Origin of the sequence: Actinoallomurus spadix, from assembly GCF_024055725.1 — a bacterium.
Taxonomy (GTDB): domain Bacteria; phylum Actinomycetota; class Actinomycetes; order Streptosporangiales; family Streptosporangiaceae; genus Actinoallomurus; species Actinoallomurus spadix.
Genome location: NZ_JAMXMX010000016.1, coordinates 135947 through 162069, shown reverse-complemented (window position 1 = coordinate 162069; position 26123 = coordinate 135947). Strand labels below are relative to the sequence as shown.

The following is a 26123-nucleotide window of genomic DNA, read 5'->3' as shown; positions in this document are numbered from 1 at the left end:
AAAGGAACCTATGAACGCAGTGCTGCAGTACGCCGTCCAGGGCCTGGCGGCCGGCAGTTTCTACGCGCTGGCCGCACTTGGACTGGCGATCATCTTCGGCGTCCTGGGCGTAGTGAACTTCGCCCACGGCGCGTTCTACATGCTCGGCGCGGTCACCGCGGCCGTCCTGCTCGACACCCTGGGCCTCACGCTGTGGTGGTCGCTGCTGGCGGTGCCCGTGCTGATGTTCGTCTTCGGCGTCGTGGTGGAGCGGTTGTTCGTGCAGTGGCTGCTCCGGCTCGACCCCCTCTACAACTTCCTGCTCACCTTCGGCCTCACACTCGTCCTCGTTGAGCTGGTCAAGCAGAAGTACGGCGTCTCCGGGCTGCCGTACAAGCCTCCCGGGATACTCCAGGGACGCGCCGAACTGGCCGGCGTCGTGCTGCCGCGTTACCAGCTGTTCGTCTTCCTGTTCTCCGTGGCGATCTGCGTGCTCGTCTGGCTGCTGATGACGCGGACCAGGGTCGGCATGATCGTCCGAGCGTCGACCGAGAAGCCCGAGCTCACCCGAGCGCTGGGAGTCAACGTGGGCCGCTGGGTGACCCCGGTCTTCGGCTTCGGCGTCGCGCTCGCCGGCCTGGCCGGTGTGCTTGCCGCACCGTTTCGCGCGATTACGGCTGATATGGGGAACAATTTCGCGATCATCCTGTTCGCGGTGGTGGTCATCGGGGGCCTCGGCTCGATCGTCGGCGCCGTGGTCGCCGGCTTCCTGGTGGGCCTGGTGGAGGCGTTCGGCCAGGCCTACGCTCCGACGTTCGCGCAGATTCTGATCTTTGTCCTGATGGCCCTGATCATCCTGGTCCGCCCGGCCGGGCTGTTCGGACGCGAGGAGGCGACGCGATGACCCAGTCCGTGGTTCGCCAGACGTCGGTCACCGAGGCGCACGCCGCCATCGTCGGGAGCGGCTCGCGGCGGCGATGGATTCTGCTGGCCACCGGCCTGGTGGCGGCCCTGGCGCTGCCATGGCTCGTCTACCCGCCGGTGGCGATGGACATCGCGGCGATGGCGCTGTTCGCGATCGCCCTGGACATCCTGATCGGCTACACGGGGCTGCTGTCCTTCGGGCACTCGGCGTTCTGGGGCAGCTCGGCGTACATGACGGGCCTGATCGCGACGCACTACGGCGTGCCGTTCCCCGTGGCCGTCGTCGGCGGCGCGGTGTTCGCGATGGTCCTCGCACTTCCCATTGCCTATCTGTCGGTGCGCCGGTCGGGAATCTACTTCGCGATGGTGACCCTCGCCTTCGGGCAGATGGTCTACTTCGTCGGCTACCAGTGGAGCGGCCTGACCGGTGGCGAGAACGGCTTGCAAGGCGTGCCCCGGAGGTTCTTCGGCATCGAGCTGGTGGAGACCGAGTCGTTCTACTTCTACTACGCCGCCCTGCCGATACTCCTGCTCGGCATGTGGGCCGCCTGGCGAATCGTGCACTCGCCGTTCGGGCGAGTCCTGGTGGCGATCCGCGACAACACCCCGCGAGCACGGGCACTGGGCTACGACGTGGAGAAGTACAAGGTCATCGCCTTTGTACTCTCCGCCGGGCTTACCGGCCTGGCCGGCGGGGTCTTCGCCATCAGCCACGGCTTCGTCGCGCTGACCACGCTCCACTGGACCACCTCGGGCGAGGTCGTGCTGATCACACTGCTGGGCGGCATCGGCACGCTGTGGGGAGGGATCCTGGGCGCGTTCCTGGTCGTGATGCTCGCCGACTACCTCGCCTCCTCCGGCTTCGACGGCATCGACCTGGTCACCGGCACGGTCTTCGTGCTCGTCGTGCTGCTCTTCCGCCGCGGAATCTGGGGCACCGTTCATCACCAGTGGCTGACCTGGCTGCAACGCCGAACGTCGCCGCGACGCACTCAGGCCGACGCTGACCCGGCGGGCCCCAGGCCGTGAGCCGCAGCAGGCGCAGCGCGGGATCCCGGAGTTCGGCGGACCTCGAATGCGCAGACTAGACTCCGCACCACACCACGTCAGGATGGGGGGCCTGTCGGTGACTTCGCGGCGAATACTTGAGACCAAGTACCGGATCTCGGAAACGGCGATGGCGTTGTTCCTCGAAGAGGGATACGAAAATGTCACCGTCGAAGCCGTTGCGGAGGCATCGCGAGTGTCTCGGCGCACTGTTTTTCGGCACTTCGAAAGCAAGGACGAACTCGCGTTCCCGGACCACACCGAACGCATCGGGCTGGTCCAGCGCTGCCTCCTCGATGCCGATCCTGATACGGATCCGGTCGAGGCCGTCATCGCGGCCACGGAAGAGTCACTGCGCGACTTTCTCAGTCGGCCGGAGCTCGTCCTCCGGCGGTACAAACTGGCGCGTGTCGTTCCCGAGCTACGGAAGCGAGAGGTCATTGAACATGAACGATACGTGACACTTACACGTTCGTTCCTGCGTGATCGTCTCCCACCGGACACCCCGTCCTTCCAGCCGATCGCCCTCGCGGCCCTCGTCGACGCGATCCACCGATCAGCTCTCGGAGACTGGGCACGCAGTGGCGGTGCGACCGACGCCGTCGCCGCGTTGGAGGCGGGCATGGAATGGGTTCGCCGCCTCATGGTGCACCAATCGGCTTTCTCCACCGCCCCGCTCCTCCTCGCGGTCCTCCCCGACGCGCCGCAGACCCGTCGCGTCCTGAGCTCATTGAAAGACGCGGCGGAGGAGCTGCTCTGAGTTTCCGCGCCCTCCCGTGATCGCCGTGCTGAACGTGGCGGCGCCGGGTCGGTTCACCGAGGCCTCCCGGTAACGGCGGACGACCCCGGACCGTCGGGTCCGGGGCCGTCGTCGGGCTCTACTAGACGGTGTGCCGCAGGACGATCGTCAGGTTCTTGGTGCCGCCCGGAACCCGGACCGTACCGGCCTTCTGGTCGACGACCGCACCGTTGACCGACACGTTCACGATGTTGTCCCGCAACGCCGGCAGCTCGACGCTGTACGCCGCGACGTCCGACACGTCACCGCTGAACTGAATGTGCACCGTCGTGCCGGCCGTCTTCAGCTGGTAGCCGACCCGGCCTCCGCTCTGCACCGGGTACCGGTCGAGCCCGATCTTCTTGCCGGTCCGGAGCCACTCGTTCGGTACGCCGCGGCCGATGATCAGCGACCCGTCCGACTTCTCGGCGATCAGCGAGTCGAACAGCACCTTGGTGGCGGTCGACTGACCCCACATGTGCTGGTTCGAACCGCCGCCGCCCCGGGCGTGGTCGATGTCCCACGGCGAGCTCGCGCTCGGGTAGTCGACGCCCTCCCACCAGCCGAACGGACCGCTCATCGCCTTGTCGATCATGTACTGGTAGGCCTTGATCCCCAGGTCCCGGTACTGCTCACCGCGCAGCGCGGAACTGCCGTACCCGGCGTTGTATGCGCTGGAGAAGTACCCGTGCGGGTAGCCGCCGAAGTTGTAGATCGAGTCCGAGATGCCCTTACGCCGGTCGAAACCGTGCGTGTAGGTGGCGTCGATCTTGTTGATCATTGTTCCGGTCTGCTCGGCGCCGAACAGGTAGCCATCCCAGGCCCACCGGCCGAACAGGAACATCGAGGCCCAGTTCGCGTCCCGCGGGTCCTTGCGCGGACCGGTCTCGTTCGGCTCGACCATCGAGATCGGGATGTAGTCCAGCCCGTACTGCTGCATGGTCTGGTCGATCCGGTTGGTCGCGACCTTCAGCAGGTCGTCGTACTCCGCCTTCGCCCACGCCGCCTCGTCGGTCTCGCCGAGCGCCGTGGCCAGGTAACGGTAGGTGGTCAGACCGGTGAGCGCCGCCCAGTTGTCGATCGTCCAGTACCCGTGCGAGTCGATCGCGTCGGTCTGCTTGATGATCCCCTTGCCGCCGTCGATCCGGTCGGTCTCGATCGTGTGCGTGTTCTTCTTGATCGTCGCGAACCGGCTGCGGATGAAGTCCTTGTCACCGGTGCGCTGCAGGTATAGGGCGTACGGCCAGCTGTACTTCCACTTCGCGTCGTCGTACTGCAGCTGTGCCGGCAGCGTGGACAGGTAGTCCTTCGCGTACGTGAAGTCGCCGATCGTCAGGAGCGTCGACACGATGCCGATCGTGTCGTGGTCGAACATCTCGTCGTACCCGTTCTCGCCGACGTGCAGCTGCTTCTCACCGTTGACGTCGTCGCGGATGATCAGCGTGTAGATGTAGCCGGCCTTGTACGCGTTGATCAGCCGCTTGTCGGGCAGGTCGGTGATGTCCGCGATCGCGGACAGCCGGGTGTTCCAGTACTGGCGCATGTGGGCGTAGTGCTGGTCGAGGCCACCGAGCTGCTGCAGCTGTGTCGCGGTCGGCCAGTCGTACGTGCCGTCGAACCGGTCGGCGGCGACCGCGTAGTCGCGGACCACGGTCTGGCCGGCGTCGATCGTCGTCACGGCCGGGTCGGCCGCCGCGTTCAGCGGGGTCAGCCGGCTCGAGACGCGGGGCAGCCGTGCCTGCTTCGCGGTCGTGTTGGTGACCGTCATCCGCGAGTACGCGACCTCGAAGCGGTTGCCGCCGACAACCCCCAGGTCGGCGAAGTTCTGCACCTTGATGTCGAGGCCGTCCTTGGCGTACTCACTGACGAACGCCGGCAGGTAGCCCTCGCTGTTGTACCACTTGATCTTGCCCGGGATGTTCGGGACCCCGAAGGTGATCATCGCGTTGCCCCGGCTGCGCAGCCGGTAGCTGCCGTCGATGAACGCGATCGGCGCGTTCAGGTCGCCCTCCCAGCCGAACGACGAGGTGAGCCCCGGGTTCGTCACGCTGGTGTACTCGGCGTTGGCCGCGGACGACACGGCCTCGTCGAAGGCCGCCTTCAGCAACAGGTACGACAGCCGCAGCTCGTCGCGCTGGGCCGAGTTGTTCGCGAGGGTCGACTTGGCCGAGGCGATCTCGCTGTCCAGCTGCTTCTGCGCGGACGCGGTCGCGGCGTACACGTCGGCGGCACCGGCCTGGGTGAGCAGGTCCTGGGTCAGGCGGCGGTAGCCGTCGGCCGACGTACTCGCCTCGGCCACGCCCGCGAGGGTGACGTTGCCGGAGCCGTTCGTCTTGCGGAGCAACTGCGCACTGATCTTGGCGGAGTCGCCGGCGCCGAGGGTGAGGTCGAACATCCTGGTGACCGAGGCGTCGGTGCTGACCAGATCCGTACTCACGAACGTCGGCGTGGTCGCACCGTTGAGGTAGACCGAGATCTTCGCCGTGGCGCGCCAGGCGCCGGAGACGAAGCGCACCGTACGGCCTCCGGCCGCGGCCGGGACGGTGAGGTCGTAACCGTACGGCGCGGTCAGGTCGACGTTCTCGCCCGCGCCGTCGGCGAAGAAGATGCCGCCGTGACGTGTGCCCGGCTCGGCCGCGGTCGGCGTACCGTTCGTCCACGAGTAGCTGACCGGGTTGTCGTTCTGGGCGCCGATCGCGCCGCCGGCCTGCCGGTTCGTGACCGCCGGCCGGGGCGTCGAGTCCGGGACGCCCGTACGGCGGTTCACCGTCGAGCCGTCGAGGTGCAGCCAGTCGTCCGGGCCCTCGGCGGTCAGGTTCATCGAGACCGGTGTCGCGGTTGCGGTCAGGCTCCGGTCGGCGGCGGGCTTGACCAGCGAGAGTGCGGCGGCGGACAGCGACAGGTTCCCGGCCGCCTGGAGCTTGGCGGCGAACTTGGCCGTGACCACGACGCCTTCACCCGGGCGGATGGTCACGCTGTAGCGCTTCACGGCCGCTGTCCCGCCGGCGGTGATCGGCGTGGTGTACGCCGTGCCGCTGCCGTCGGCCGCCGCGACGGTGACGGCGCCGGTGGCCTGCCAGATCCCACCCACGAACACCAGGCGCCGTGGCGAGTCCGCGGCGGGCACCTTGATCCGGTAGCCGGCGTCGTGGGCGGTCGTGTCACCGACGGTCGTGGTGTCGTAGTTGAAGACACCGCCGGTGGTGACGCCCGACGCCGAGGTCGGTGCGGCGCCGTCGGACCAGCCGAACGCGACCGGGCTGTCGTCCAGCTGGGTCCGGCCACCGGCGGGGTTCAGGTCGTCGACGGTGATCGACGGTGTCCCGGCCTTGCGGTCGACGCCGGACCCGGTGACATGCACCCAGTCCAGGTCGCCGTACGTGGTCAGGTCCATGGCGCCGGCGACCGCGCGGCCGCTCGGGAGGTTCTCGACGTTCACCACGAACGGGTCGGCCGGCGGCGCGGCCGCCCGGGCTGTGGAGGTGGAGACCATTGCGGTCACCACGAGCGCCCCTGCGGCGACGGCCGCGAGCACTCTCGATCCGGCTCTCATCTGGTGTCCCTTCAGGCGGTTGGCACAGTGACGCGCGCCGGAGCGGCGACTCGGGCGCGTGCCGGGAGTTCGGTCGGTACTACGGCTCGCGGGTGCGCGGTCCGGGGAGGCTGGAGCCGCGGACGATCAGCTCCGGTTCCAGCAGTACGTGCTGTGGGTCGCGGGTATCGCCGGCCATCAAGCGGTCGACGGCCTGGATCAGGTGCCGGCCGACCTCGTCGATCGGCTGGCGGAGCGTGGTCAGGCCCGGACTCACCAGGGCGGCGGTCGGCGAGTCGTCGTACCCGGTGATCGCGACGTCGACCCCGGGCCGCAGGCCGCGCTCGTGCAGGGCGCGCATCACGCCGAGCGCGAGCGTGTCGGACGCGCAGACCAGTGCGGTGGCGGGGCGCGACGAGTCGAGCATGCGGTGCGCGGCCTGGCGGCCGGCCTCCAGCGAGTCCACCACCGCGGCCTGCAGGTCGGTCTCGAGGTCGCGCTGCCGGCACGCTTCGAGCCAGCCCTCGCGACGTTCCTGGCCGAGCTCGGACTCGGCCGGCCAGCCGATGTGGCCGATCCGCCGATGCCCCTGCGCGGCCACGTGTTCGGTGGCGGCACGGGTACCGGCGCGGCCGTCGACATCGACCCACGCCAGGCTGTCGTCGCCGTCCCAGGACCGGCCGAACGACGCGAACGGCACACCCCAGGACCGCAGTGCGGCGACCCGGTCGTCGTTGCGGTGCGTCTCGGCCAGGATGAACGCGTCGATGGACGTCTTCTTCAACAGGTCCCGGTACGCCTTGATCTCGCCGGCCTGGCCGTCCTCGGCGTGACACAGGATCAGGTGGTACCCGGCCTCGACCGCGGCGGCGTTCAGTGCGTAGAGGAAGTCGTCCATCAGCAACGACGCCTTGTCCGGCCGCGACGGACGCATCTTGAACGCGATCAGCGACGAGCTCCGGTTCCGCAACGCCCGCGCCGACAGGTTGGGCTCGTACCCCAGCTCCGCCACCGCCGCCAGGATCCGCTTCCGCGTCTCCGGCGCCACCCGGTCCGGGTTGTTCAACGCGTTCGACACCGACTGCGCCGACACCCCCGCCCGCTGCGCCACCTGCGCCAAGGTCACATGCCCATGCGGCGCGGGCCCCCGAGACGTGTGCTGCGAAACCATCGCCATCTCCTGGGATTTAACGTTAAAAAGATTGGCACAAGCTACTGAGTCCGCCCTGCGCCGTCAAGGGGTTGTCCCAGAACCTGATGTTTTAACGCTAGACAAACAGAGCAGGTCAGCTTCACTCACCGCACCCGCCGGACCCCGACCGCTCGACCGCTCGACCGCGATCGGCCTTACAGTCCCCGGCTTCCCCTTCTCCCCCACCCCTTGGGCTGAAGCGGGGAGAGCCCGGAACACATGACCTTCCGGCGGCGGGGGCAGGGCGGCACCCTCAGCTCGGCGCGCGATCTGAACGCCGTCGGCTCCTCCGGCGCCCGAGCATGACCTGACGTGCTTCTGAAGTGCTCCTCATCCGTGCTCCCCTTGGGAGCGCCGCCGACACCGGGCTTGGCGGCGAGCCGGCGGTGAGCGCGGCCGGCTCCGGTCGGCGGCTCCAGCGAGGTCGTCCCTTGGCGAGGTAAACCCCCAACCTCGCCGCAGCCACCACCGTCACCGAAGCACGACCCCTGTCAACACACGCCTCGCGTTCGTGCCCAGGCGACGGTGAGAGGGGCGGCCTAATGACGGTGAGGGTCGGGGTCTTCGCCACCGGTCAGGTCGCGGATGTAGCCGCCGAGCCTTCGCCATTCCTTGCGGTTGGGCGTGGACCGGAGTCGCGCCGCCGTTGAGGGCGAGCTGGACCGCGTACGAGCCGAGGCCGCCGCAGGCTCCCCAGACCACCACGACATCGCCTTGTTTGAGATCGGCGCCATTGCGGGACACGAGCCGGCGGTAGGCCGTCGAGTGCAGCGGCTCGAAAATCGACGACCAGACCGTGTTGTAGTTGATCGAGCTCGCCATGACGGCGACGATCACCTCGCCGGGCCCCAGCTCGGGTACCGCGACGTCCTCGACGTGCAAAGACCGGCGCGGGTCGCGGTCGGTGGAGTCGAGATCCTCGAACAGCCCGACCTCGTCCTTGTGCACGGTAAGCGCACGGAAATGGTCCGGGAGCTGGAGCGCAGACCAATCCACCAGGGCGGTTTCGGGAGCGAGCACGGCGCCGGCGAATATGTGTGCCAGCGCTCGGATCCGGTGATCAGAGGGACGCGGTGGAACTGCCGGGAGAGCCTTGAGGATCAGCCCGGCTATGGCGTTATCGGCGCGGACGGGGACTTGCGTCCAGAAAGTTGGCGGCCATGCGCCATTCCAGCCGGTCGACGCGGTCGATCAGTGGCTCGACCTTCTCGTTGACGGCGGCCACGAGCGCTTCGGCGAACTCGTTCACAACTGCGTCGAGAGAACCGCCGGAGGGGCGGCGTGCATCGGTCGCCCGGGCCAGGCCTGTTACCACTTGACGAGCCGCGGACAGCTTGGCGCCTTGCGCGCGCAGCACCTTGCTCGCGACGCCGTCCTGCTCGGCGATCAGGCCGAGGAGTAGATGCTCCGGGCCGATGTCGTCGCCGTCCGACGCCTGCGCCTCAGCGACCGCGAACGCCACGGCCTCCGATGCCGGGACGCTGAGCCGCTCCCCGGGTTCGACACCGGGCAGGCCCGGCTCATCGGCCGACTGGCGGGCGACCTCTCGTACGACCTCGTCCGGGTAGACGCCGATCGCGTCGAGCACCGCGGTCACGCGGCTGTCGCCGTCAGCGAGCAGGACACTGAGCAGATGCCCGGTGCCTACCGTGCGCGCTCGCCCCGAACGGGCCAGCGCGGTTGCCGCGCCTATGGCGGAGACCAGCAGGTCGCTGTCCAGGTGGGTGGAGAGCTCGGTGGCGGCCAAGTGGGCGGATGCCGCCTCATGGGCCGCGGTCGCCCGTTCCACCGCCTGCCTCAGGGCCCGCTGACAGACCGCCGACACGGGAATGCCGGCCTCTTTGACGGCCTGCGCCAGCTCCTTGGGAAGGTAGACGTTGATCTTCGGCATGACACGCTCCCGACCCATGGGCACCCTGTGGTTATAACCCTAACCTACCCCAACGGGGTCACCGGGGAGCCGGACAGCCTCATGCGCTAGAAGTGGCCGGAAGGAGCTCCTCGTCGCCGAGGAGGCTGGCGTCGGTGCCGGCGAGATCACGCAGTTCCTCGATGACGCCGTCGTCGTCCAGGAGGTGCAACCAACTCGAAGAAATCGTCAAAGGCCCCCACGCCCTCCACACCCAGCAAGCCCCGGGCACGCTGGCAGACCAAGGCGCGGTTCGCTATCGTCGGAATCGCATGGGGTTATATAGCACCCCAAGGGGTGGGGTCATCCCGTAGGTGGCGACGTAGGAACGACCAGCGGAGGATGGGTAGGCACGTGGGCAGTCTTGTGGTGATCGAGGCCATGTCCATCGCGGTGTCGGCGGGTGTTCCGGTGCTGCTGTGGGGTCATCCCGGTACGGGCAAGACGTCGGCGGTCACCGCGCTCGCCGACGTTCTCGACTGGCCCGTGGAGGTGGTGATCGGCTCGATCCGCGAGCCCAGCGACTTCGCCGGCCTCCCCGTCGTCTCCAACGGCGCCGTCGATCTGGCCCCGCCGAGCTGGGCGCAGCGGCTCGCCAAGGAGGGACACGGGCTGCTGTTCCTGGACGAGCTGACCACCGCTCCCCCGGCGGTGCAGGCGGCGATGCTGCGTATCGTCCTGGAGCGCGTCGTGGGCGATCTGCAATTGCCCGAAGAGGTGCGCATCGTCGCCGCAGCCAATCATCCGGACGAGGCCGCCGACGGCTGGGAACTGGCCGCTCCGCTCGCCAACCGGCTGGTGCACCTGGACTGGCCGATAAACGCCAAGCATATCGCCCGCGGATTGGCGGTCGGCTTTCCCAAGCCACCATTGTTCGGTTTCGAGCGTCCGGCCACCATGGCACAGAAACTGACCGCCCGCGCGTCCGTGGCGAGCTTTCTGGAGGTACGGCCGGGGCTGGCGCTGCAGATGCCGAAGGGCACCGCGGTCGGCCAGGGCTGGCCGAGCCCGCGGTCCTGGGAGGCCGTGGCGCAGTTGCTCGCGGCGTGCGAGGCGGCGGGTGCTTCGCATGACGCCCAGGCGATCCTGGTGGCCGGCGCGGTCGGCCAGGCCGCGGCGCTGGAGTTCCTGTCCTGGCTGGAGAACCTCGACCTGCCCGACCCGATGGCGGTGCTCGCCGCCCCCGACCGCTACGAGCTGCCGACGCGCAGCGACCGGATCTTCGCGGTGCTCACCGCGGTCGCCGCGGTCGCCGTCGCCGAGAACGACCCGGCCGCCTGGGACCGGGCCTGGGTCGTGGTGGCCAAGGCGGCCAAGTCCGCGCCCGACGTCGCCACGCTCGTCGCCCGCACCCTCGCCTCGAATCGGCCGCCCAACATGCAGATCCCGGCCACGCTCGTCGAGCTCGCGCCGGTGCTGCGGACGGCCGGCCTGATGTGACGGGGTGATCCGCGGATGCGCTGCCATCGAACCGACGAACTGCCATTGGAAGAGCGCCAGAAGTGGGCCGCCGCCCGGGTGTGGGCGGCGCACCAGGCGCCTTACCTGTCCACGGCGCTGCTCACCCTCGACCCAGTGGTGGTCGACGCCACGGCCACCGACGCCCAAGCCGTGGGTGACGACGTCGACGTCCTGGACCGGGACCTGCGGGACGCACCTGCCGGGGCCCCGATCGACGTGAGCCGCTTTCCCACCGACACCGAATGGCACGTGTACATCGGCCCGGCGACGCTGCGCGCGCTGGAGGTGCCGCAGATCGGCTTCTGGCTGATCCACCAGGTGACGCACCTGCTGCGCGAGCACGCCGCCCGCTACCCCGGCGCGCTGAGCTTCGGTGACGACGACGCGCCGGAGCCCACCAGCACACGCAACCCCGACCAGCGGCGCTGGAATCTGTCCGCCGACGCCGAGATCGCCGACGCGGCGGCCGTGGCGGGCCGGCCGCCGCCCGACGACAGCGTGGCGCCGGAGCGCCTGGGCCTAGAGGCGGGCCAGACGTCCGAGCACTACTGGACCGCGCTCGGCGAACGCGCCGAGCCCGTCCCGCAGGCGCTGGCCGACGTCGACTGCGGCACCGGCTGCGACGGCCGGCCGCGGCCGTGGAACTGCGGCTGGCCCGGGCTGTCGAAGTTCGGCGCCCAGCTGACCTCGCTGGAGACCGCGCGGCGGATCCGTGACCACATCAAGTCGCGCGACGACATCCCGGCGGGCTGGCTGCGCTGGGCCACCGACCTGCTCGAACCATCGGTGAACTGGCGCCGGGTGCTGGCCGCGCAGGTCCGCCGCGGCGTGGCCAACGTCGCCGGACGGGTCGACTTCACCTACCGCAAGCCGTCCCGGCGCGCCGCCGCCCTGCCCGGCGTGATCATGCCCAGCATGCACCAGCCGCTGCCGGTGGTCGCAGTGGTGATCGACACCTCTGGCTCGATGAGCGACGCGATGCTCGGGCAGGCCCTCGGCGAGGTCAACGGGGTGCTGCACGGGCTCGGCATCGGCCGCGGCCAGCTGAAGGTGATCACCTGTGATGTGGAGGCGTACGCACCGCAGGCCGTGCACCAGGTCGCCGACCTGCGGCTGGCCGGAGGCGGCGGGACGGACATGCGCACCGGGCTGGCCGCCGCGGTCAACCTGCGTCCGCGGCCGGACCTGATCGTGGCCCTCACTGACGGGCACAGCCCGTGGCCGAACACGCCGCCGCGCAAGACCCGCGTCGTCATCGGCCTGATGGACCCGACGGGCGAGGCACCTGACTGGGCGGACAGCGTACTCATCGGAGACCAGCACGACGACTAAGGAGCAGCGTAATGGCCAACACGATCGACGACGGGCGTGGAGAAGGCTCCTCGGGGGGCGACCGCGAGTTCGACCCGACGGCGTACCGGGTCAACGGCGTCCCCGGTGACCAGGCGCGCGAATGGTTCCGCTGGGGCATCGGGGCCGAGGACGCCGCCCTGTGGCGGTCTGCCGGCGTCAACGAGCCGCTCAAGGCGGCGCGCTGGGCGTCGGCCGGGGTGACACCGGCGACCGTCGGCCAGTGGCAGGGCGCCGGGGTCGAGGCCGACGAGGTCGTGCACTGGCACGAGTTCGGCTTCACCCTCGAAGACGCGATCAAGCTCAAGGCCGGCGGTCTCACCGCGGACGAGGCCTTCGCCGAGCTGCGCGGCGGCTCGCAGGCGATGGAGGGCGGCGTCGCGACGCCGGGCGAGTCGCACGGCGGCTTCGCCGGCTTCGACATGGGCACCGGCGACCAGGACGACGCACAGAAGTTCATCAGCAAGGTACGCGCCGCCAAGACCGAGGTGATGTACAGCTACATCACCCGGCAGTGGGTCGACGACGAGGCCGTCGCCTGGGCGACGCACAACGTCGGGGCCACTGAGGCGGTCGACTGGAAGGAGCTCGGGCTTCAGCCCATCGAGGCGGGCCGACTCACCCGTCATGGCGAGACACCGATGACGGTGGCCAGGAAGTGGTGGCGGGCGGGCATTCCGTTCGACGAGGCCGCGTCCTGGATCGGCTCGGGACTCAGCCCCGAGGAGGCGGTCGCGCAACGTGATAAGGGCGTCACGGCCGAGCAGGCCGAAGTGCTTCGCAACTTGCGCGGCAAGGAGCTCGACTCTTGATCGGGTTCGTCAAGCGGCGAGGGTCAGGGGAGGTGTCGGCTGGTAGGTGCGGCCGTCGCGGAGCAGGGCCCACAGGACGTTGACGCGTCGGCGGGCGAGGGCGAGCACTGCTTGGGTGTGGCGTTCGCCTTCGGCTCGTTCGTGGTCGTAGAAGCGCCGGGAGTCCGGGCAGAGCATCGACGCCGATCTCGCGGAGTGCGGCAGGGGTCTGGAAGCCTGTCAGCAGGATCAGCGGGCCCTGGTCGGTCAGTTCGAGGCCACGTTCGAGCGCGGGGCAAATGGCCGGCATCTGATCGTGGAGCCGGTTGATGGCTCGCGTCCGGTCAGCGGCCAGGTCGCGGTGGCGGGCCACCAGCAGCCGCAACTCCACTACCAGTTCGTCATCGCCCCGCAGCACGGTCAAATCCCGGCGCATCCGGGCTTGGCCAGCGATGATCAAGGCGTCGGTAGGGACAACTGACAGTGATGATGTAGATGAGCGCCTCCCGCCCGGGTCTGACCCAACCACGCTGGCGACGTCGGCGGGGGCCCGCTGGACCGAACCGTCCGCGCACCGGGTGATCCGGCGTCTAGCCGCCGCGGCGAACCTCCCCGGCGCCAACCGCTTGCGCCCGCACTCGCTGCGGGTAACAGCCGCCACGGCAGCCTACCGGCGCGGGGCTGACCTGCTGAAACTGCAGGCGTTCCTCGGCCACGCCTCCGTGGAGACGGCCCGGCGGTACTTGCGCGACGTCCCACAGGAACCTCAGCGGTGCGGCCGGTTCTCGATGACGGTCCCGCTAGCGGACCGGCAATCCTGTGATCGTGCGGCCGATGACGAGGCGCTGGATCTCCGAGGTGCCCTCGAAGATGGTGAAGATCTTGCTGTCGCGGTGCCAGCGTTCGACGGGGTAGTCGCGGGTGTAGCCGTTGCCGCCGAGGATCTGGATGGCGTCCTCGGTGACCCGTACGGCGGTCTCGCCGGCGTGGAGCTTGGCCATCGAACCCTCGGCGCTGGAGAAGTCCTTGCCGTTGCGGGCCATCCACGCGGCGCGCCAGACGAGGAGGCGGGACGCGTCGATCTGGGTCTTCATGTCGGCGAGCTTGAAGGCGACGGCCTGGAAGTCGCCGATCTTCTTGCCGAACTGCTCGCGCTCGCGGGCGTAGTCGAGGGCGTACTCGTACGCGGCGCGGGCGATGCCGACGGCCATGGCGCCGACGGTCGGGCGGGACGCCTCGAAGGTGCGCAGGGCGGCCTGGCCGGCGGCGCGCTTGCCCTCGCGGACGCGGGCGAGCCGCTCGTCGAGTTTCTCCTTGCCTCCGACGAGGCAGGAGCCGGGGACGCGGACGTTGTCGAGGATGACCTCGGCGGTGTGGGAGGCGCGGATGCCGTGCTTCTTGAACTTCTGGCCCTGGGAGAGGCCGGGGGTGCCGGGCGGCACGATGAAGCTGGCCTGGCCGCGGGTGCCGAGCTCGGGGTCGACGGAGGCCACGACCACGTGGACGTTGGCGATGCCGCCGTTCGTCGCCCAGGTCTTGGTGCCGTTGATCACCCACTCGTCCTTGGCCTCGTCGTACTCCGCGCGGGTGCGGATTGCGCCGACGTCGGAGCCGGCGTCGGGCTCGGAGGCGCAGAACGCGCCGAGTTTGATGTCGTCGGCGGTCCCGAACATCTGCGGCACCCACTCGCCGATCTGCTCATTCGTTCCGGTCGCGGCGACGGAGACCGCCGCCAGGCCGGAGCCGACGATGGACAGGCCGATGCCGCCGTCACCCCAGAACAGCTCCTCGAACGCCACGGGGATGCCGAGGCCGGATGGCTCGAACCACTGGCCGGCGAAGAAGTCGAGGGAGTAGAGCCCGATCTTGGCGGCCTCCTGGAGGATCGGCCAGGGCGTCTCCTCGCGCTCGTCCCACTCGTGGCCCGCAGGGCGGATGACGTCCTTGGCGAACTCGTGGACCCACTCCTGGACCGCCCGAACGTCCTCGCCCAACTCGAGCGAGAAGGCCGGGGTGCCGTCGTCCGACATGTTTCCTCCGTTCACGGCCGGCCAGGGGCGGCGGGCACGGCTATTGGACCCGTTGTCTGCTTTCACCCTAGCGGCCGAGGTGCTACCGCCGGTAACAGGGTGGCGAGTGTCACAATACGGCCTGGAGAGGATTGACTTCATGCGATGAGAGTCACGAGGCTGTAACGAGCGGTACGCTCCCAGCGAGGTAAGAGATAACTTATTTCGCCATCCGCACCTCGTGTCCTGGTCGCCCGGAAGAACGGGAGTCTGAGTGGGTTCGCCCGGTTCCCCCCGCCGTCGGGATTCCCGCCCCACCCGCGTGCTGGCGTACGGAGCGGCCGTCCTGGCCGTCGTCCTCGTCGCCGCCCTGGTCTCCGTCTTCTGGCCCAGGGGCGAGCAGACCAACGTCACCGCGTACTTCGAGCGCGCCACCGGCGTCTACCGCGGCACCGAGGTCCGCGTGCTCGGCGTAAAGGTCGGCAAGGTCACCCGCGTGACCCCCAAGGGCAACATGGTCGAGGTCGCGATGGCGTACGACGCCAAGCGCAAGATCCCGGCCGGCGCCCAGGCGGTCATCATCGTCCCGTCCCTCGTCGCCGACCGCTACATCCAGTTCACGCCGGTGTACCGCGGTGGGGCGGCCCTCAAGAACGGTGCCACGCTGCCGCTGTCCAGCACGGCCGTGCCGGTCGAGCTGGACGACGCGAACCAGTCGGTCAACGATCTGGCCAAGGCGCTCGGGCCTCAGGGCGCCAACGCCAACGGCGCGCTGTCGCGGCTGCTGAAGTCGAGTGCGCAGACCCTCGACGGGCAGGGCGAGAACTTCAAGCAGACCCTGCAGGACCTGTCCGAGGTCAGCCGGATCCTCGCCGACAACCGGGGCAACGCCAGCGAGACGGTCCGCAACCTCGCCAAGATCACGCAGGCGATGGCCGCGAGCGACCGGCAGATCCGGGCGTTCTCCGAGAACCTCGCGACCGTCTCCGGCACCCTGAACGGCGAGCGGGCCGAGCTGCGGGCGGCGCTGAAGAGCCTGACGGTCGCGCTGCAGGAGGTCTCGGCGTTCGTCAAGGAGAACAAGTCGCAGATCGCCGCGAACGTCCAGGGGCTCGCCCAGGTGACCGGGATCCTCGTCAAGGAGAAGCAGGCCCTGCAGAACTTCCTGGACAAGGCCCCGGTGGCGGCCACCAACGCCATGGGCGTCTATGACTACCAGGACGGCACGCTGCACTCGCGGCTGAACCTCATGCAGTCGCAGAACATCGCGATGTGGCTGTGCTCGCTGGCCTACTCCCTCGGCGCGCCGCCCAAGCAGTGCGAGACGCTGCTCAAGCCGCTGAACGCGCTGGGTGCTCCGCTCAGCAAGATCGGGCTGGACCTGTCCGGGCTGACCACCGCGACGACGCACTTCGACGTGGTGCCGCCGCCGGCGGACGCGTACGGCAGCGGCACCGCGCGCACCTCGGCCGGCAACGCGAAGACCGCGAAGACCGGCACGCCGGCGAGCGCGAACCCGGACCCGACCTTCGGCGGCATCCTGGCCCCTCCGTCTCCCCGCTGAGCCGGCCGGGCGTACGCGGGCCTCAGGCGGCCGAGTCGCTGTAGGCGCGGACCTCGGCCATCGGCGGGCGTTCGCCGACGGAGACGTCGCGGATGCGCACCTGGTGGCCGTCGCCGTCGCGGCGGAACTGAGTCAGCACGGTCGACGGTGGTTCGAGCGGCACGATGCGGCCCTGCCGGTCGAGCCGGGACCACGCGGTCTGCATGATCTGGCCCGCCATGCCGCCGAGCGCCTCGGACGACTGGTGGCTGTGCTCGCGGGTGCCGAGGTCGACCTGGGCCATCGCGTCGAGGCCGGCGGTCTCCAGCACGTCGATGAGCAGGCCGAGCTCGACGCCGTACCCGGTGACGAACGGGACGCGTTCGAGGAGGGCCCGCCGTCCGGCGTACTCGCCGCCCAGCGGCTGGACGAACCCGGCGAGCAGCGGCCAGTGCATGTTGATCAGCGGGCGGGCGACCAGTTCGGTGACCCGGCCGCCGCCGCCGGCGACGGAGACCCCGCCGGTGTTCAGCGGGCGGTCGTAGCAGGCCTTGACGTACTCCGCGGACGGATCGGTGAGCAGCGGGCCGAGCAGGCCGCTGACGAAGGAGGATGAGAAGTTGCGCAGATCGGCGTCGACGAAGACCAGGACGTCACCGCGCGCGGCGTGCAGCGACTTCCACAGCGCCTCGCCCTTCCCGGACAGCGGCGGCAGCTCGGCCAGCACGGCGTCCTGGGCCACGACGCGCGCGCCCGCGGCCGCCGCGACCTCGGCGGTGTCGTCGACGGACCGGGAGTCGATCACGAGGATCTCGTCGACGAGCGGGGCGCGCTCGACGAGGTCCCGCCGTATCGTCGCGACGATCTCGCCGACCGTCGCGCGTTCGTTCCGGGCGGGCAGGACGACGCTCACCGTCGTGTCGCCCTTGGCGGCCAGGAGCCGGTCCACCGGCCAGTCCGCCGCGGAGCTCATGCGGTTGCGCAGCCACGCCTGTACCTGGGGCAGCAACTGATCGTCCCCTCTCCTGCGTCAGCACTCCGGGCCCATTGACGCCCGCCAGCGTTTCACCCTCGTTTCGGCGGCATCACAGTGAGGGGAAACCTGGCGGGCGGCCCGCTCCTTCCCGGGCACGCGTGTCAGCTCTCGGCGTGCTGCTCCAGGAACGCGTACACGTCCGCCTCGTCCACTCCGGGGAACGCGCCGGGCGGCAGGACGGCGAGGACGTGCGAGTGGGCGCGCGCCGACGGCCAGGCGTGCCCCTGCCAGCGGCGGGCCAGCTCGGCCGGGGGCCGCTGGCAGCAGTCGCCGTCAGGGCAGGCCGACCGGACCCGGCGGTTGGTGTCCCTGCCGCGGAACCACCGGGAGTGCTCGAACGGGACGCCGAGGGTGATCGCGAAGTCCCGCTCGTGGCTGGGGTCGATGTGCGACAGGCACCAGTACGTGCCGGTGGGCGTGTCGGTGTACTGGTAGTAGACGGAGAACCGGTCGTCGGCGCCGAAGACCCGCCGCCCGGCCCACTGCCGGCACATCCGCTGGCCCTCGATCGCGCCGTGCTCGTCGGCGGGGAAGATCAGCCCGTCGTTGGCGTACGCCTTGTAGATGGTGCCGCTCTCGTCGTTCTTCGTGAAGTGCACCGGCAGGTCGAGGTGGTGGGTCGCCAGGTTGGTGAACCGGTGCGCGGCCATCTCGTACGAGACGGAGAACACGTCGCACAGGTCCTCGATCGACAGCTCGCGGTCGGCCTTGGCCTCCTGGAGGTACGGCACGACGGTCCGCTCGGGCAGGAGGGTGGCGGCGGCGTAGTAGTTGGCCTCGACGCGCTGGCGGAGGAAGTCCGCGAAGTCCCGGGGCACGGCGTGCTCGAGCGCGATGTGGCCGAGCGTCTGCAGCAGGATCGTGCGCGGCGTGTGCATGCCGAGCTGCTCGCGTTCGAGGTAGATGCGGCGGTTGCGCAGGTCGGTGACGGACCGGACCGAGCGCGGCAGGTCCTGGACGTACCTCAGGGTGAAGCCGAAGTGGGTGACGAGCGACAGCAGCATGCCCTGGGAGAGCGCGCCGCCGCGGTAGCCGGCGGCCTCCAGGGACTTGGCCGCGACCCGCTCGATCTCGCCGAAGTAGTTGCCGCGCTCGTGCATCTGGCGGCGCAGCTCGGCGTTGGCCTTGCGGGCGTCCTCCGGACTGGCGGTCGGTTTCGTACGGCTCCGTTTGACCTCGTCGTACAGCGCCAGCACGTGCTCGATGACGTCGTTGGGCACCCGTTTGCCGACCTTCAGGTGCGGCAGGCCGAGCGCGCGGTAGACGGGGTCGCGCTGGGCCTCCTCCAGGGCGATCTCCAGCTGGGCGCGCCGGTTCGGCGGCTGCTTGCGGAGGAGTTCCTCGATGGGGACCTCGAGCGCCGAGGCGAGCGCCTGGAGGAGTGACAGCTTCGGTTCGCGCCGGCCGTTCTCCAGGAGGGAGAGCTGCGAGGGCGCGCGTCCGACGCGTTCTCCCAGCTCAGAGAGGGTGTAGCCGCGTGCCCGCCGCAGGTGCCGAAGCCGCTGGCCGAACGTCACGAGGTCTAGACCATTCGTCAAGTTCAGCGCTTCTTCTTTTTGAAAGCCCGTCACAGCTTTATCGTAGCGAAATTTGTGCGGTTCTTCTTGTTACTGACCGGTTCACTACGGGCCGCTGAAGCCTGAGAGTAGGACACAAGCACCCAGGGGACGACAAAGGAGGGCAGTATCCATGAGCGACCGTCGCCTCAAGGGAGCAGCCGAAGAGCTGCAGCGTGAGTGGAAGACCGACCCGCGGTGGGCCGGCGTCGAGCGGACCTACACCGCCGAGGACGTCATCCGGCTGCGCGGCTCGGTGCAGGAGGAGCACACGCTCGCCCGCCTCGGCGCCGAGCGCCTGTGGGGGCTGCTCCACCACGAGGACTACGTCAACGCGCTGGGCGCGCTGACCGGGAACCAGGCCGTCCAGCAGGTGCGGGCGGGCCTCAAGGCGATCTACCTGTCCGGCTGGCAGGTGGCGGCGGACGCGAACCTCAGCGGGCACACGTACCCCGACCAGAGCCTCTACCCCGCCAACTCGGTCCCCTCCGTCGTGCGGCGCATCAACAACGCGCTCCTGCGCGCGGACCAGATCACCTGGGCCGAGGGCGACGAGTCCGCCCCGCACTGGCTGGCGCCGATCGTCGCCGACGCCGAGGCGGGCTTCGGCGGGGTGCTGAACGCCTACGAGCTGATGAAGGCCATGATCGCCGCCGGCGCCGCCGGGGTGCACTGGGAGGACCAGCTCGCGTCGGAGAAGAAGTGCGGACACCTCGGCGGGAAGGTGCTCATCCCGACCGGCCAGCACATCAAGACCCTGAACGCCGCCCGCCTCGCGGCGGACGTCGCCGGCGTCCCGTCCCTGATCATCGCGCGGACCGACGCCCAGGCCGCGACGCTGCTGACGAGCGACGTGGACGAGCGTGACCGGCGGTTCACGACCGGGGAGCGCACCGGAGAGGGCTTCTACCGCGTGCGCAACGGCATCGAGGCGTGCATCGCCCGCGGCCTGGCCTACGCCCCGCACTCCGACCTGCTGTGGATGGAGACCGGCACGCCGGACCTGGACGTGGCGCGGCGCTTCGCCGAGGCGATCAAGGCGGAGCACCCCGACCAGATGCTGGCCTACAACTGCTCGCCGTCGTTCAACTGGAAGAAGCACCTGGACGACTCCACGATCGCCAAGTTCCAGCGCGAGCTCGGGCACATGGGGTACAAGTTCCAGTTCATCACGCTGGCCGGGTTCCACTCGCTCAACTACTCGATGTTCCACCTCGCCAAGGGCTACGCGCACGACGGCATGACGTCCTACGTGGAGCTGCAGGAGGCGGAGTTCGCCGCCGAGAAGGACGGCTACACCGCCACCAAGCACCAGCGTGAGGTCGGCACCGGTTACTTCGACCTGGTCAGCACGGCGATCTCGCCGGACTCCTCCACGGTGGCGCTGAAGGGGTCCACCGAAGAGGAGCAGTTCGCCGGCGCTCGCTGAGAACCGCCCTCCAGGTCGGCGCGGTGGCCCCCGGCATCCCGGGGGGCCACCGCGTGTTCGTCTCGGCCCACCCTTCTCCGGCCCGCCCTTCCTCCGCGTGCGCCGTCTCTCCGCGTGCGCCGTCTCTCCGGTCGCATGGTCTCTCCGCCTCACCAGAATCACGACCGTAAGCCGCTTTCGCTCCTGGAAGGTCTGGACAACGTCCCCTTTCGTACGCGAGAGTCGCAAGGTCCACTTGATCTTCTGCACGGAGAACCCCCCACATGCGCAGAACATCCCGTCTGGTGGCCGTCGGCGCGGTCCTCGCCTCCGCGCTGGCCCTCGCCCCAGCCGCGTCGGCCGCGGCGCGGCCTCACTTCACCCCCGGCGCCCCGGGCATCGGCGACCCGTACTTCCCGCTGGAGGGCAACGGCGGGTACGACGCCCTGCACTACGGGCTCGACCTGAAGTACGACCCCTCGACCAAGCGCCTCGACGGCGTCGTCACCATGACGGCTCGGGCCACGCAGGACCTGTCCCGCTTCGACCTGGACCTGCAGCAGCTCACGGTCTCCAAGGTCACGGTGAACAGGCACGCGGCCAAGTTCACCCGTGACGGCCAGGAACTCGTCATCACGCCGAAGAGCGGCCTGCGGAAGAACCGCGTCTTCACCGTCAGCGTGACGTACGGCGGCGTGCCGCAGACGATCGTCGGCTCGCCGATCGTGTTCGGCTCGCCGTACGGCTTCGTCCACACCGACGATGGCGCGTTCATGGGCGACGAGCCGAACGCCGCGTCGACGTGGTTCCCGAGCAACGACCACCCGGGCGACAAGGCCGCCTTCACCTTCACGGTGACGGTGCCCAAGGACCTCAGCGTGATCGCGAACGGGCGGCTCCTGTCCCGGCACACGAAGGGCGCGCAGAGCACCTTCGTCTGGGACGAGAAGATCCCGATGGCGACCTACCTGGCCACCGCCGACATCGGCCAGTGGGAGTTCAAGAACGGCAGGACGCCGGGCGGCATCCCCGAGACGGTCGCCATCGACCCGAAGCTCAAGGGCCGCGACCCGAACCACCCGGACCCGATGGCGTTCTTCTGGGACACCTCCGCCGAGGCCACCGACCTGTGGGACCAGCTGTACGGGAAGTTCCCGTTCGACTCGACGGGCGCGATCGGCGACCTGGCGACGTACAACGGGCAGGCGATCGGCTTCTCGCTGGAGACCCAGACCCGGCCGCTGTACTCCGACGTGCGCAGCACGAACACGATCGCGCACGAGCTGGCGCACCAGTGGTTCGGCGACAGCGTCTCGGTGAAGACCTGGAACAACATCTGGCTGAACGAGAGCTTTGCGACGTTCTCCCAGTGGTACTGGGCCGAGAAGCACGGCGGCCGGACCGTGCACGACCAGGCCCGCGTCACCTACAACAACCACGCGGCGACCGACAACTGGTGGAACGTCGTGATCGCCGACCCGAAGCGGGACACCATGTTCCACGACCGGGTCTACAGCGGCGGCGGCATGGTGCTGGAGTTCCTCCGGGAGAAGATCGGTGACGACGCCTTCTTCACCCTGCTGCGCACCTGGGCGGCCCAGCACCGCCACGGCAACGCCACCACCGACCAGTTCACCGCGCTCGCGCAGAAGGTCTCCGGACAGGACCTGAGCGGGTTCTTCACGACCTGGCTCTGGTCTCCCGGCAAGCCGGCCCTCCCGCAGGGCTGATCTCTCCCGCAGAGCCGCTTCACTCCGCCGGGGATCCTTCGGGGTCCCCGGCGGATCTTTTTCGAGCATCCCCGACCGTCCCCCCATTTTCCGTATTCAGGACGCTTTCCCCCGGCCGCCGAATAGCGGGCCGCTCAAAAAGTCGTCAACGGCGATAAAGAATCGGAATTCAGCGACGCCCGGACGCGGTGTGACGCCCCGCGCGATGTTTCCCTATCCGATGTCGGCGGTGCCGCGAGGACACTTCATCACCGACAAGAGGAATGTCCATTCTGTTCGGGGGGAGCCTCATGGGTTCATTCGCTAGAACGGCCGGCAGCATAGCGGCTGCCACGCTGATGGGGGCGGGCGTAGCGGCGGCATCGCCGCCCTCGGCCTACGCACAGCCCGTCGTGACGGTGCCGTGCGGCGGACCTACGGGCGGGGCGTCCGGCCTGGTGACAGCGGTCACCAATGCCAATGCGGCCGGCCACGGCACGATCCGGCTGGCCGCGAACTGCAATTATGACTTCACCACCCCGGCGGAGAGGGGGACTCGCGGCTGGAACGCGCTGCCGATCATCAGGGGCGACATCACCATCTTCGGCGGGCCGTCCACGCATATCCGGCGCACCGGAGGCCGGAGATTCCGCCTCTTCGAGGTGTTCACCGGCGCCCGGCTGAGGGTCGAGGGAATCTTCATCGAGGGCGGCAACTCCGGGCGCAATACCGGCGGAGCGATCCTCAGCGCACGGGGCACCGTGGACCTGGACCACGTCACCGTACAGAACAACACCGCGGACAACGGCGCCGGCCTCAGCAACGACAGCGGCACGATGCGGGTGTCGTGGACCCTGATCACCGGTAACACCACCATTCATCCGAATGGATCCGGTGGCGGCGGCGCCGGCATCTACAGCGACGGCCGGCTCACCGTGGACTTCAGCCGGATCAGCTTCAACAGCGCGAACAGCAGCGGCGGCGGCGTCTACACCGAGCTGGGCGGGACCGCGTCCTTCTTCCGGACGACGCTCGAGAGGAACACCGCCAAGCTCCGTGGAGGCGGGCTGCTGAACGGCGTGGGCGGGCGGTCCACTCTGGTGCGGACCCTCGTCACGGCCAACAGCGCGAACGACGGTGGCGGCATCTACCGCCTCCCCGGCGGCGGACCCGTGACGCTCGACGCCAGCGTGGTCACCGGGAACACTCCCAACAACTGCAGGCCCGCCGGCAGCGTGCCGGGCTGCTCCTGACGCGAGTGCCCGGCCGTCTCCCGCAGCGGTGACAGCACACGGCGATCGGCCGGCCTGGGGTGGCGGGAACGGACTTCCCGCCACCCCATGCCGTTCGCGGTTCGGCCATCCGATCCGCGGCGACGCTCACGAGCCCGGGGAGGCGCGGTATGCCGGAAGGCGGCAGGATGACATACCTGGTGACGGGCGGGGCGGGCTTCATCGGGTCGCACCTCGTCGACGCGCTGCTGGCCCGCGGCGACTCCGTCGTCGCCCTCGACAACCTGGCGACGGGCAGTCCCGCGAACCTGAGCGAGGCGGCGAAGAACGCGTCCTTCCGCTTCGTGCACGGGTCGGTGCTCGACGAACTGATCGTCGACGAACTCGTGCACCGGTGCGACGCCGTGATCCACATGGCGGCGGCCGTCGGCGTACGGCTGGTGGTCGAGGAGCCCCTGCGGTCGTTGATCACTAACATCCGGGGCTCACAGATCGTGATCGAGGCGGCGCACCGTTACCGCCGCAAAGTGCTGATGACCAGCACGTCGGACATCTACGGGAAGAACTCCCTGGGTCCCCTGCAGGAGACCGCGGACCGGATCCTCGGGCCCCCGTCCATCGTGCGGTGGGCGTACAGCACGGCGAAGGCCGTGGACGAGATCCTCGCCAACTGTTATCACCGGGAGCACGACCTGGCGACGGTCGTGGTCCGGCTGTTCAACACGGTCGGCCCGCGGCAGAGCGCCGCGTACGGCATGGTCGTCCCGCGGCTGGTCCGGCAGGCGGTGCGGGGCGAGCCGCTCACGGTGTACGGGGACGGACGGCAGACACGCTGCTTCACCCATGTCAGCGACATCGTCGACGCGCTGCTCCGGCTCCTGGACGAACCCGCCGCCATCGGACAGACCTACAACGTCGGAGCCTCTCGCGAGATCAGTATCCGCGAACTCGCCGAGATGATCATCGCGCGCACCGGGAGCGCGTCGGCGATCCGGTTCGTCCCCTACGACCAGGCGTACGAATCGGGATTCGAGGACATGCAGCGGAAGGTCCCCGACACCTCGAAGTTGCGGGTGCTCACCGGCTGGCTGCCCCGGCGTTCTCTGGACGACATCCTCACCGACGCCATCGGCCACGCGCGGCGTGAACTGGCGGCACGCGCCCGACCGTCCTCGCCGCACGCGAGCGCCATGCGGACGTGAGGGCCATGCGGACGTGAGCGCGATGCGGGGGTGAGCGGGGAAGGCCCGCGTCACCGCGTCAGCCGGTTCACCCGGACGGGGCGCGGCGGACCGTACACCACAGGTAACGGAGGTCGGAGCCCCGGGGAAGCAGGTCGCTCCACCGGCACCGCGTGACCCGGAGGAACCACAGGACCTGGAGCACCGCGAACACGGCGTAGCCGACACTGGAGGCGAGCGCCGCGCCCACGGCGCCGTACGACGGGATCAGCGCGAGGTTCACGGTGACGTTGACCGTGAGGGCCGCGACCGCCGTCATCGAGCTCCGCAGCGGCCGGTCGAGCCGGAGGAGGAAGGCGCCGACCGGTCTGCTCGCCGCGATCGACCACAGGCCCGGTGCGAGCGCGAGGAGCGGACCGGCGGCCCCCGTGAACGCCGGGCCGTACACCGCCGGAACGAGGAAGGGCGCGGTGACGCAGAGGAGTCCCACGGATCCGGCGGCGGCCAGCGCGGCGATCCTCGTGGACCGCACGGTGAACAGGGCCGCCGGCCGCTCGTCGTCCTCGAGTTGCCGGGGCATGGCGAGGTTCGCGAGGACGTCGGATGGAACACGGCCCAGTTCCATCAGCGTCACCGCGACGGCGTACAGCCCCGTTTCGGCCGCCGTGGTCATGGCGCCCATGATCAGTACGTCCGCCCGCAGGAGCAGGAACATCGAGACGAGGCCCGTGTGGTAGCGCAACCCCAGGCGGAGGGTCCGGCGTGCCACCCCGAGGTCGCAGTCCCGCAGCCTCGGGTGGGCGGCGGGCAGGAGGACGGCCAGCGGCATCGCGGCGGACATCGTCCACAGCGCGACCACCCACCACAGCGTCACCCTGCCCAGCGCGGCCAGCAGGAGCAGGGAAGCGCAGTGCACGCCCACGCTGAGCAGCCCACTCAGGTCGTTCACGTCGATGCGTGCTCTCAGGACCATGAGGCGGGCGAGCAGTCTCTCGGTCATGGCGCAGGGGATCCAGGCCAGCGCCACGGCCAGCAGGCCCAGGTCGGTCACCGGGACGACGCCGGGCCCCAGCCCGGCCACGACCATCGCGGCGGCGACCGCGCAGGCACCGCCGAGCGCCGCGCCGAACAGCACGCTGTTGGCGGTGACGACGGCGGGGTCGCGAACGCGGGACCAGAGCGCGACGTGCGACTCCTCGACCGACAGCTGGCCGAGGTGCAACGCGACCGTCGCGACGGCGATCAGCACCGCGTAGGTGCCGCGTCCCTCGGGTCCGAGTGACCGGTTCACGACCACGCTCATCAGCGCACCCAGAACGAACCTGGCGGCGTAGGCGCCCAGGGTACGGGCGGCCTGGCCGACCGCCGCCCTGCTCACCGCGCCGGGCAGGGGGCCGGGCGCCTCGCTCACCTCACCGGCCGGGGGCCCGGGCGCCTCGCTCACCTCACCGGCCGGGGGCCCGGACGCCTCGCTCACCTCACCGGC

General features: G+C 69.7%; 20 protein-coding genes and 2 pseudogenes. 12 read left to right on the top strand and 10 right to left on the bottom strand.

Going from position 1 to position 26123, the window contains the following annotated elements; genetic code table 11:
• Positions 1–10 precede the first annotated feature (10 nt).
• From NE235_RS23855 to NE235_RS23845, 3 genes are all read left to right on the top strand, one after another.
• The gene (locus tag NE235_RS23855) at positions 11–883 is read left to right on the top strand and encodes a branched-chain amino acid ABC transporter permease (RefSeq protein ID WP_252806651.1); all 873 of its coding nucleotides are present in this window, start codon (positions 11–13) and stop codon (positions 881–883) included.
• The gene (locus NE235_RS23850; protein WP_252806649.1) at positions 880–1932 is read left to right on the top strand and encodes a branched-chain amino acid ABC transporter permease; all 1053 of its coding nucleotides are present in this window, start codon (positions 880–882) and stop codon (positions 1930–1932) included. Before NE235_RS23855 ends, NE235_RS23850 begins: the two co-directional genes overlap by 4 nt.
• Positions 1933–2014: 82 nt before the next feature.
• The gene (locus tag NE235_RS23845; RefSeq protein WP_252806647.1) at positions 2015–2710 is read left to right on the top strand and encodes a TetR/AcrR family transcriptional regulator; all 696 of its coding nucleotides are present in this window, start codon (positions 2015–2017) and stop codon (positions 2708–2710) included.
• 121 nt (positions 2711–2831) lie between these two features.
• Here the strand turns inward: NE235_RS23845 and NE235_RS23840 are convergent, their stop codons facing one another.
• From NE235_RS23840 to NE235_RS23820, 4 genes are all read right to left on the bottom strand, one after another.
• A complete protein-coding gene (locus NE235_RS23840) occupies positions 2832–6281 on the bottom strand; it encodes a hypothetical protein (RefSeq protein ID WP_252806646.1) in 3450 nt (1149 codons plus the stop codon).
• A gap of 79 nt (positions 6282–6360) precedes the next feature.
• Positions 6361–7386, bottom strand: coding sequence for a LacI family DNA-binding transcriptional regulator (locus NE235_RS23835; RefSeq protein ID WP_308206142.1), 1026 nt, complete (start codon positions 7384–7386; stop codon positions 6361–6363).
• Positions 7387–7923: 537 nt separating this feature from the next.
• On the bottom strand, positions 7924–8472 hold the full coding sequence (locus tag NE235_RS23825) for an MDR/zinc-dependent alcohol dehydrogenase-like family protein (RefSeq protein ID WP_308206140.1): 549 nt from the start codon (positions 8470–8472) through the stop codon (positions 7924–7926).
• A 97-nt stretch (positions 8473–8569) separates the two neighbouring features.
• Positions 8570–9343: a Clp protease N-terminal domain-containing protein gene (locus NE235_RS23820; protein WP_252806644.1), complete on the bottom strand. Its 774-nt coding sequence runs from the start codon at positions 9341–9343 to the stop codon at positions 8570–8572.
• A 372-nt stretch (positions 9344–9715) separates the two neighbouring features.
• Here NE235_RS23820 and NE235_RS23815 point away from each other — a divergent pair, with 372 nt between their 5' ends.
• From NE235_RS23815 to NE235_RS23805, 3 genes are read left to right on the top strand one after another with little or no spacing between them, the layout of a single operon-like run.
• Positions 9716–10801, top strand: coding sequence for an AAA family ATPase (locus NE235_RS23815; RefSeq protein ID WP_252806642.1), 1086 nt, complete (start codon positions 9716–9718; stop codon positions 10799–10801).
• A 15-nt stretch (positions 10802–10816) separates the two neighbouring features.
• Positions 10817–12154 carry a vWA domain-containing protein gene (locus NE235_RS23810; RefSeq protein WP_252806640.1) on the top strand — a complete coding sequence of 446 codons (1338 nt, stop codon included), beginning with the start codon at positions 10817–10819 and terminating at the stop codon, positions 12152–12154.
• Positions 12155–12165: 11 nt separating this feature from the next.
• Complete coding sequence (locus NE235_RS23805) at positions 12166–12984, top strand: hypothetical protein (RefSeq protein ID WP_252806637.1); 819 nt, start codon at positions 12166–12168, stop codon at positions 12982–12984.
• 9 nt (positions 12985–12993) lie between these two features.
• Here the strand turns inward: NE235_RS23805 and NE235_RS38755 are convergent, their stop codons facing one another.
• Complete coding sequence (locus tag NE235_RS38755) at positions 12994–13161, bottom strand: hypothetical protein (protein WP_425542432.1); 168 nt, start codon at positions 13159–13161, stop codon at positions 12994–12996.
• A 106-nt stretch (positions 13162–13267) separates the two neighbouring features.
• Positions 13268–13492 (bottom strand): annotated as a pseudogene (locus NE235_RS38750) (IS110 family transposase); the annotation flags it as partial.
• Between NE235_RS38750 and NE235_RS38745 the strand changes: the two are divergent.
• A pseudogene (locus tag NE235_RS38745) lies at positions 13416–13703 on the top strand (site-specific integrase); the annotation flags it as partial. The pseudogenes NE235_RS38750 and NE235_RS38745 overlap by 77 nt on opposite strands.
• A gap of 60 nt (positions 13704–13763) precedes the next feature.
• Here the strand turns inward: NE235_RS38745 and NE235_RS23795 are convergent.
• Entirely contained in the window at positions 13764–14993 is a 1230-nt protein-coding gene (locus NE235_RS23795; RefSeq protein ID WP_252806636.1) for an acyl-CoA dehydrogenase family protein, read from the bottom strand.
• A 253-nt stretch (positions 14994–15246) separates the two neighbouring features.
• Between NE235_RS23795 and NE235_RS23790 the strand changes: the two genes are divergently transcribed.
• Positions 15247–16536 carry an MCE family protein gene (locus NE235_RS23790; protein WP_252806634.1) on the top strand — a complete coding sequence of 430 codons (1290 nt, stop codon included), beginning with the start codon at positions 15247–15249 and terminating at the stop codon, positions 16534–16536.
• A 22-nt stretch (positions 16537–16558) separates the two neighbouring features.
• Here the strand turns inward: NE235_RS23790 and NE235_RS23785 are convergent, their stop codons facing one another.
• A complete protein-coding gene (locus NE235_RS23785; RefSeq protein ID WP_252806631.1) occupies positions 16559–17524 on the bottom strand; it encodes a glucosyl-3-phosphoglycerate synthase in 966 nt (321 codons plus the stop codon).
• Positions 17525–17652: 128 nt separating this feature from the next.
• A complete protein-coding gene (locus tag NE235_RS23780) occupies positions 17653–19089 on the bottom strand; it encodes a helix-turn-helix transcriptional regulator (protein WP_252806629.1) in 1437 nt (478 codons plus the stop codon).
• 151 nt (positions 19090–19240) lie between these two features.
• On the opposite strand from NE235_RS23780, the gene aceA reads away from it, so the two are divergent.
• From aceA to NE235_RS23760, 4 genes are all read left to right on the top strand, one after another.
• The gene (gene aceA / locus NE235_RS23775) at positions 19241–20536 is read left to right on the top strand and encodes an isocitrate lyase (protein ID WP_252806625.1); all 1296 of its coding nucleotides are present in this window, start codon (positions 19241–19243) and stop codon (positions 20534–20536) included.
• A gap of 263 nt (positions 20537–20799) precedes the next feature.
• Positions 20800–22245 (top strand): M1 family metallopeptidase, encoded by a 1446-nt coding sequence (locus NE235_RS23770; protein WP_252806623.1) that lies wholly within the window; start codon positions 20800–20802, stop codon positions 22243–22245.
• A 437-nt stretch (positions 22246–22682) separates the two neighbouring features.
• On the top strand, positions 22683–23477 hold the full coding sequence (locus tag NE235_RS23765) for a hypothetical protein (protein ID WP_252806621.1): 795 nt from the start codon (positions 22683–22685) through the stop codon (positions 23475–23477).
• Positions 23478–23644: 167 nt separating this feature from the next.
• Positions 23645–24658: an NAD-dependent epimerase/dehydratase family protein gene (locus NE235_RS23760; RefSeq protein WP_252806620.1), complete on the top strand. Its 1014-nt coding sequence runs from the start codon at positions 23645–23647 to the stop codon at positions 24656–24658.
• A gap of 67 nt (positions 24659–24725) precedes the next feature.
• On the opposite strand, the gene NE235_RS23755 is transcribed toward NE235_RS23760, so the two are convergent.
• Positions 24726–26114: a lipopolysaccharide biosynthesis protein gene (locus NE235_RS23755; protein ID WP_252806618.1), complete on the bottom strand. Its 1389-nt coding sequence runs from the start codon at positions 26112–26114 to the stop codon at positions 24726–24728.
• Between the last annotated feature and the right edge of the window lie 9 nt (positions 26115–26123).

Coding starts and splice junctions, on each gene's coding strand:
- NE235_RS23840 (WP_252806646.1), bottom strand. CDS start 6,281: ATGAGAGCCGGATCGAGAGTGCTCGCGGCCGTCGCCGCAGGGGCGCTC.
- NE235_RS23760 (WP_252806620.1), top strand. CDS start 23,645: ATGACATACCTGGTGACGGGCGGGGCGGGCTTCATCGGGTCGCACCTC.
- NE235_RS23855 (WP_252806651.1), top strand. CDS start 11: ATGAACGCAGTGCTGCAGTACGCCGTCCAGGGCCTGGCGGCCGGCAGT.
- NE235_RS23845 (WP_252806647.1), top strand. CDS start 2,015: ATGGGGGGCCTGTCGGTGACTTCGCGGCGAATACTTGAGACCAAGTAC.
- NE235_RS23820 (WP_252806644.1), bottom strand. CDS start 9,343: ATGCCGAAGATCAACGTCTACCTTCCCAAGGAGCTGGCGCAGGCCGTC.
- NE235_RS23810 (WP_252806640.1), top strand. CDS start 10,817: ATGCGCTGCCATCGAACCGACGAACTGCCATTGGAAGAGCGCCAGAAG.
- NE235_RS23770 (WP_252806623.1), top strand. CDS start 20,800: ATGCGCAGAACATCCCGTCTGGTGGCCGTCGGCGCGGTCCTCGCCTCC.
- NE235_RS23795 (WP_252806636.1), bottom strand. CDS start 14,993: ATGTCGGACGACGGCACCCCGGCCTTCTCGCTCGAGTTGGGCGAGGAC.
- aceA (WP_252806625.1), top strand. CDS start 19,241: ATGAGCGACCGTCGCCTCAAGGGAGCAGCCGAAGAGCTGCAGCGTGAG.
- NE235_RS23850 (WP_252806649.1), top strand. CDS start 880: ATGACCCAGTCCGTGGTTCGCCAGACGTCGGTCACCGAGGCGCACGCC.
- NE235_RS23805 (WP_252806637.1), top strand. CDS start 12,166: ATGGCCAACACGATCGACGACGGGCGTGGAGAAGGCTCCTCGGGGGGC.
- NE235_RS38755 (WP_425542432.1), bottom strand. CDS start 13,161: ATGCTCTGCCCGGACTCCCGGCGCTTCTACGACCACGAACGAGCCGAA.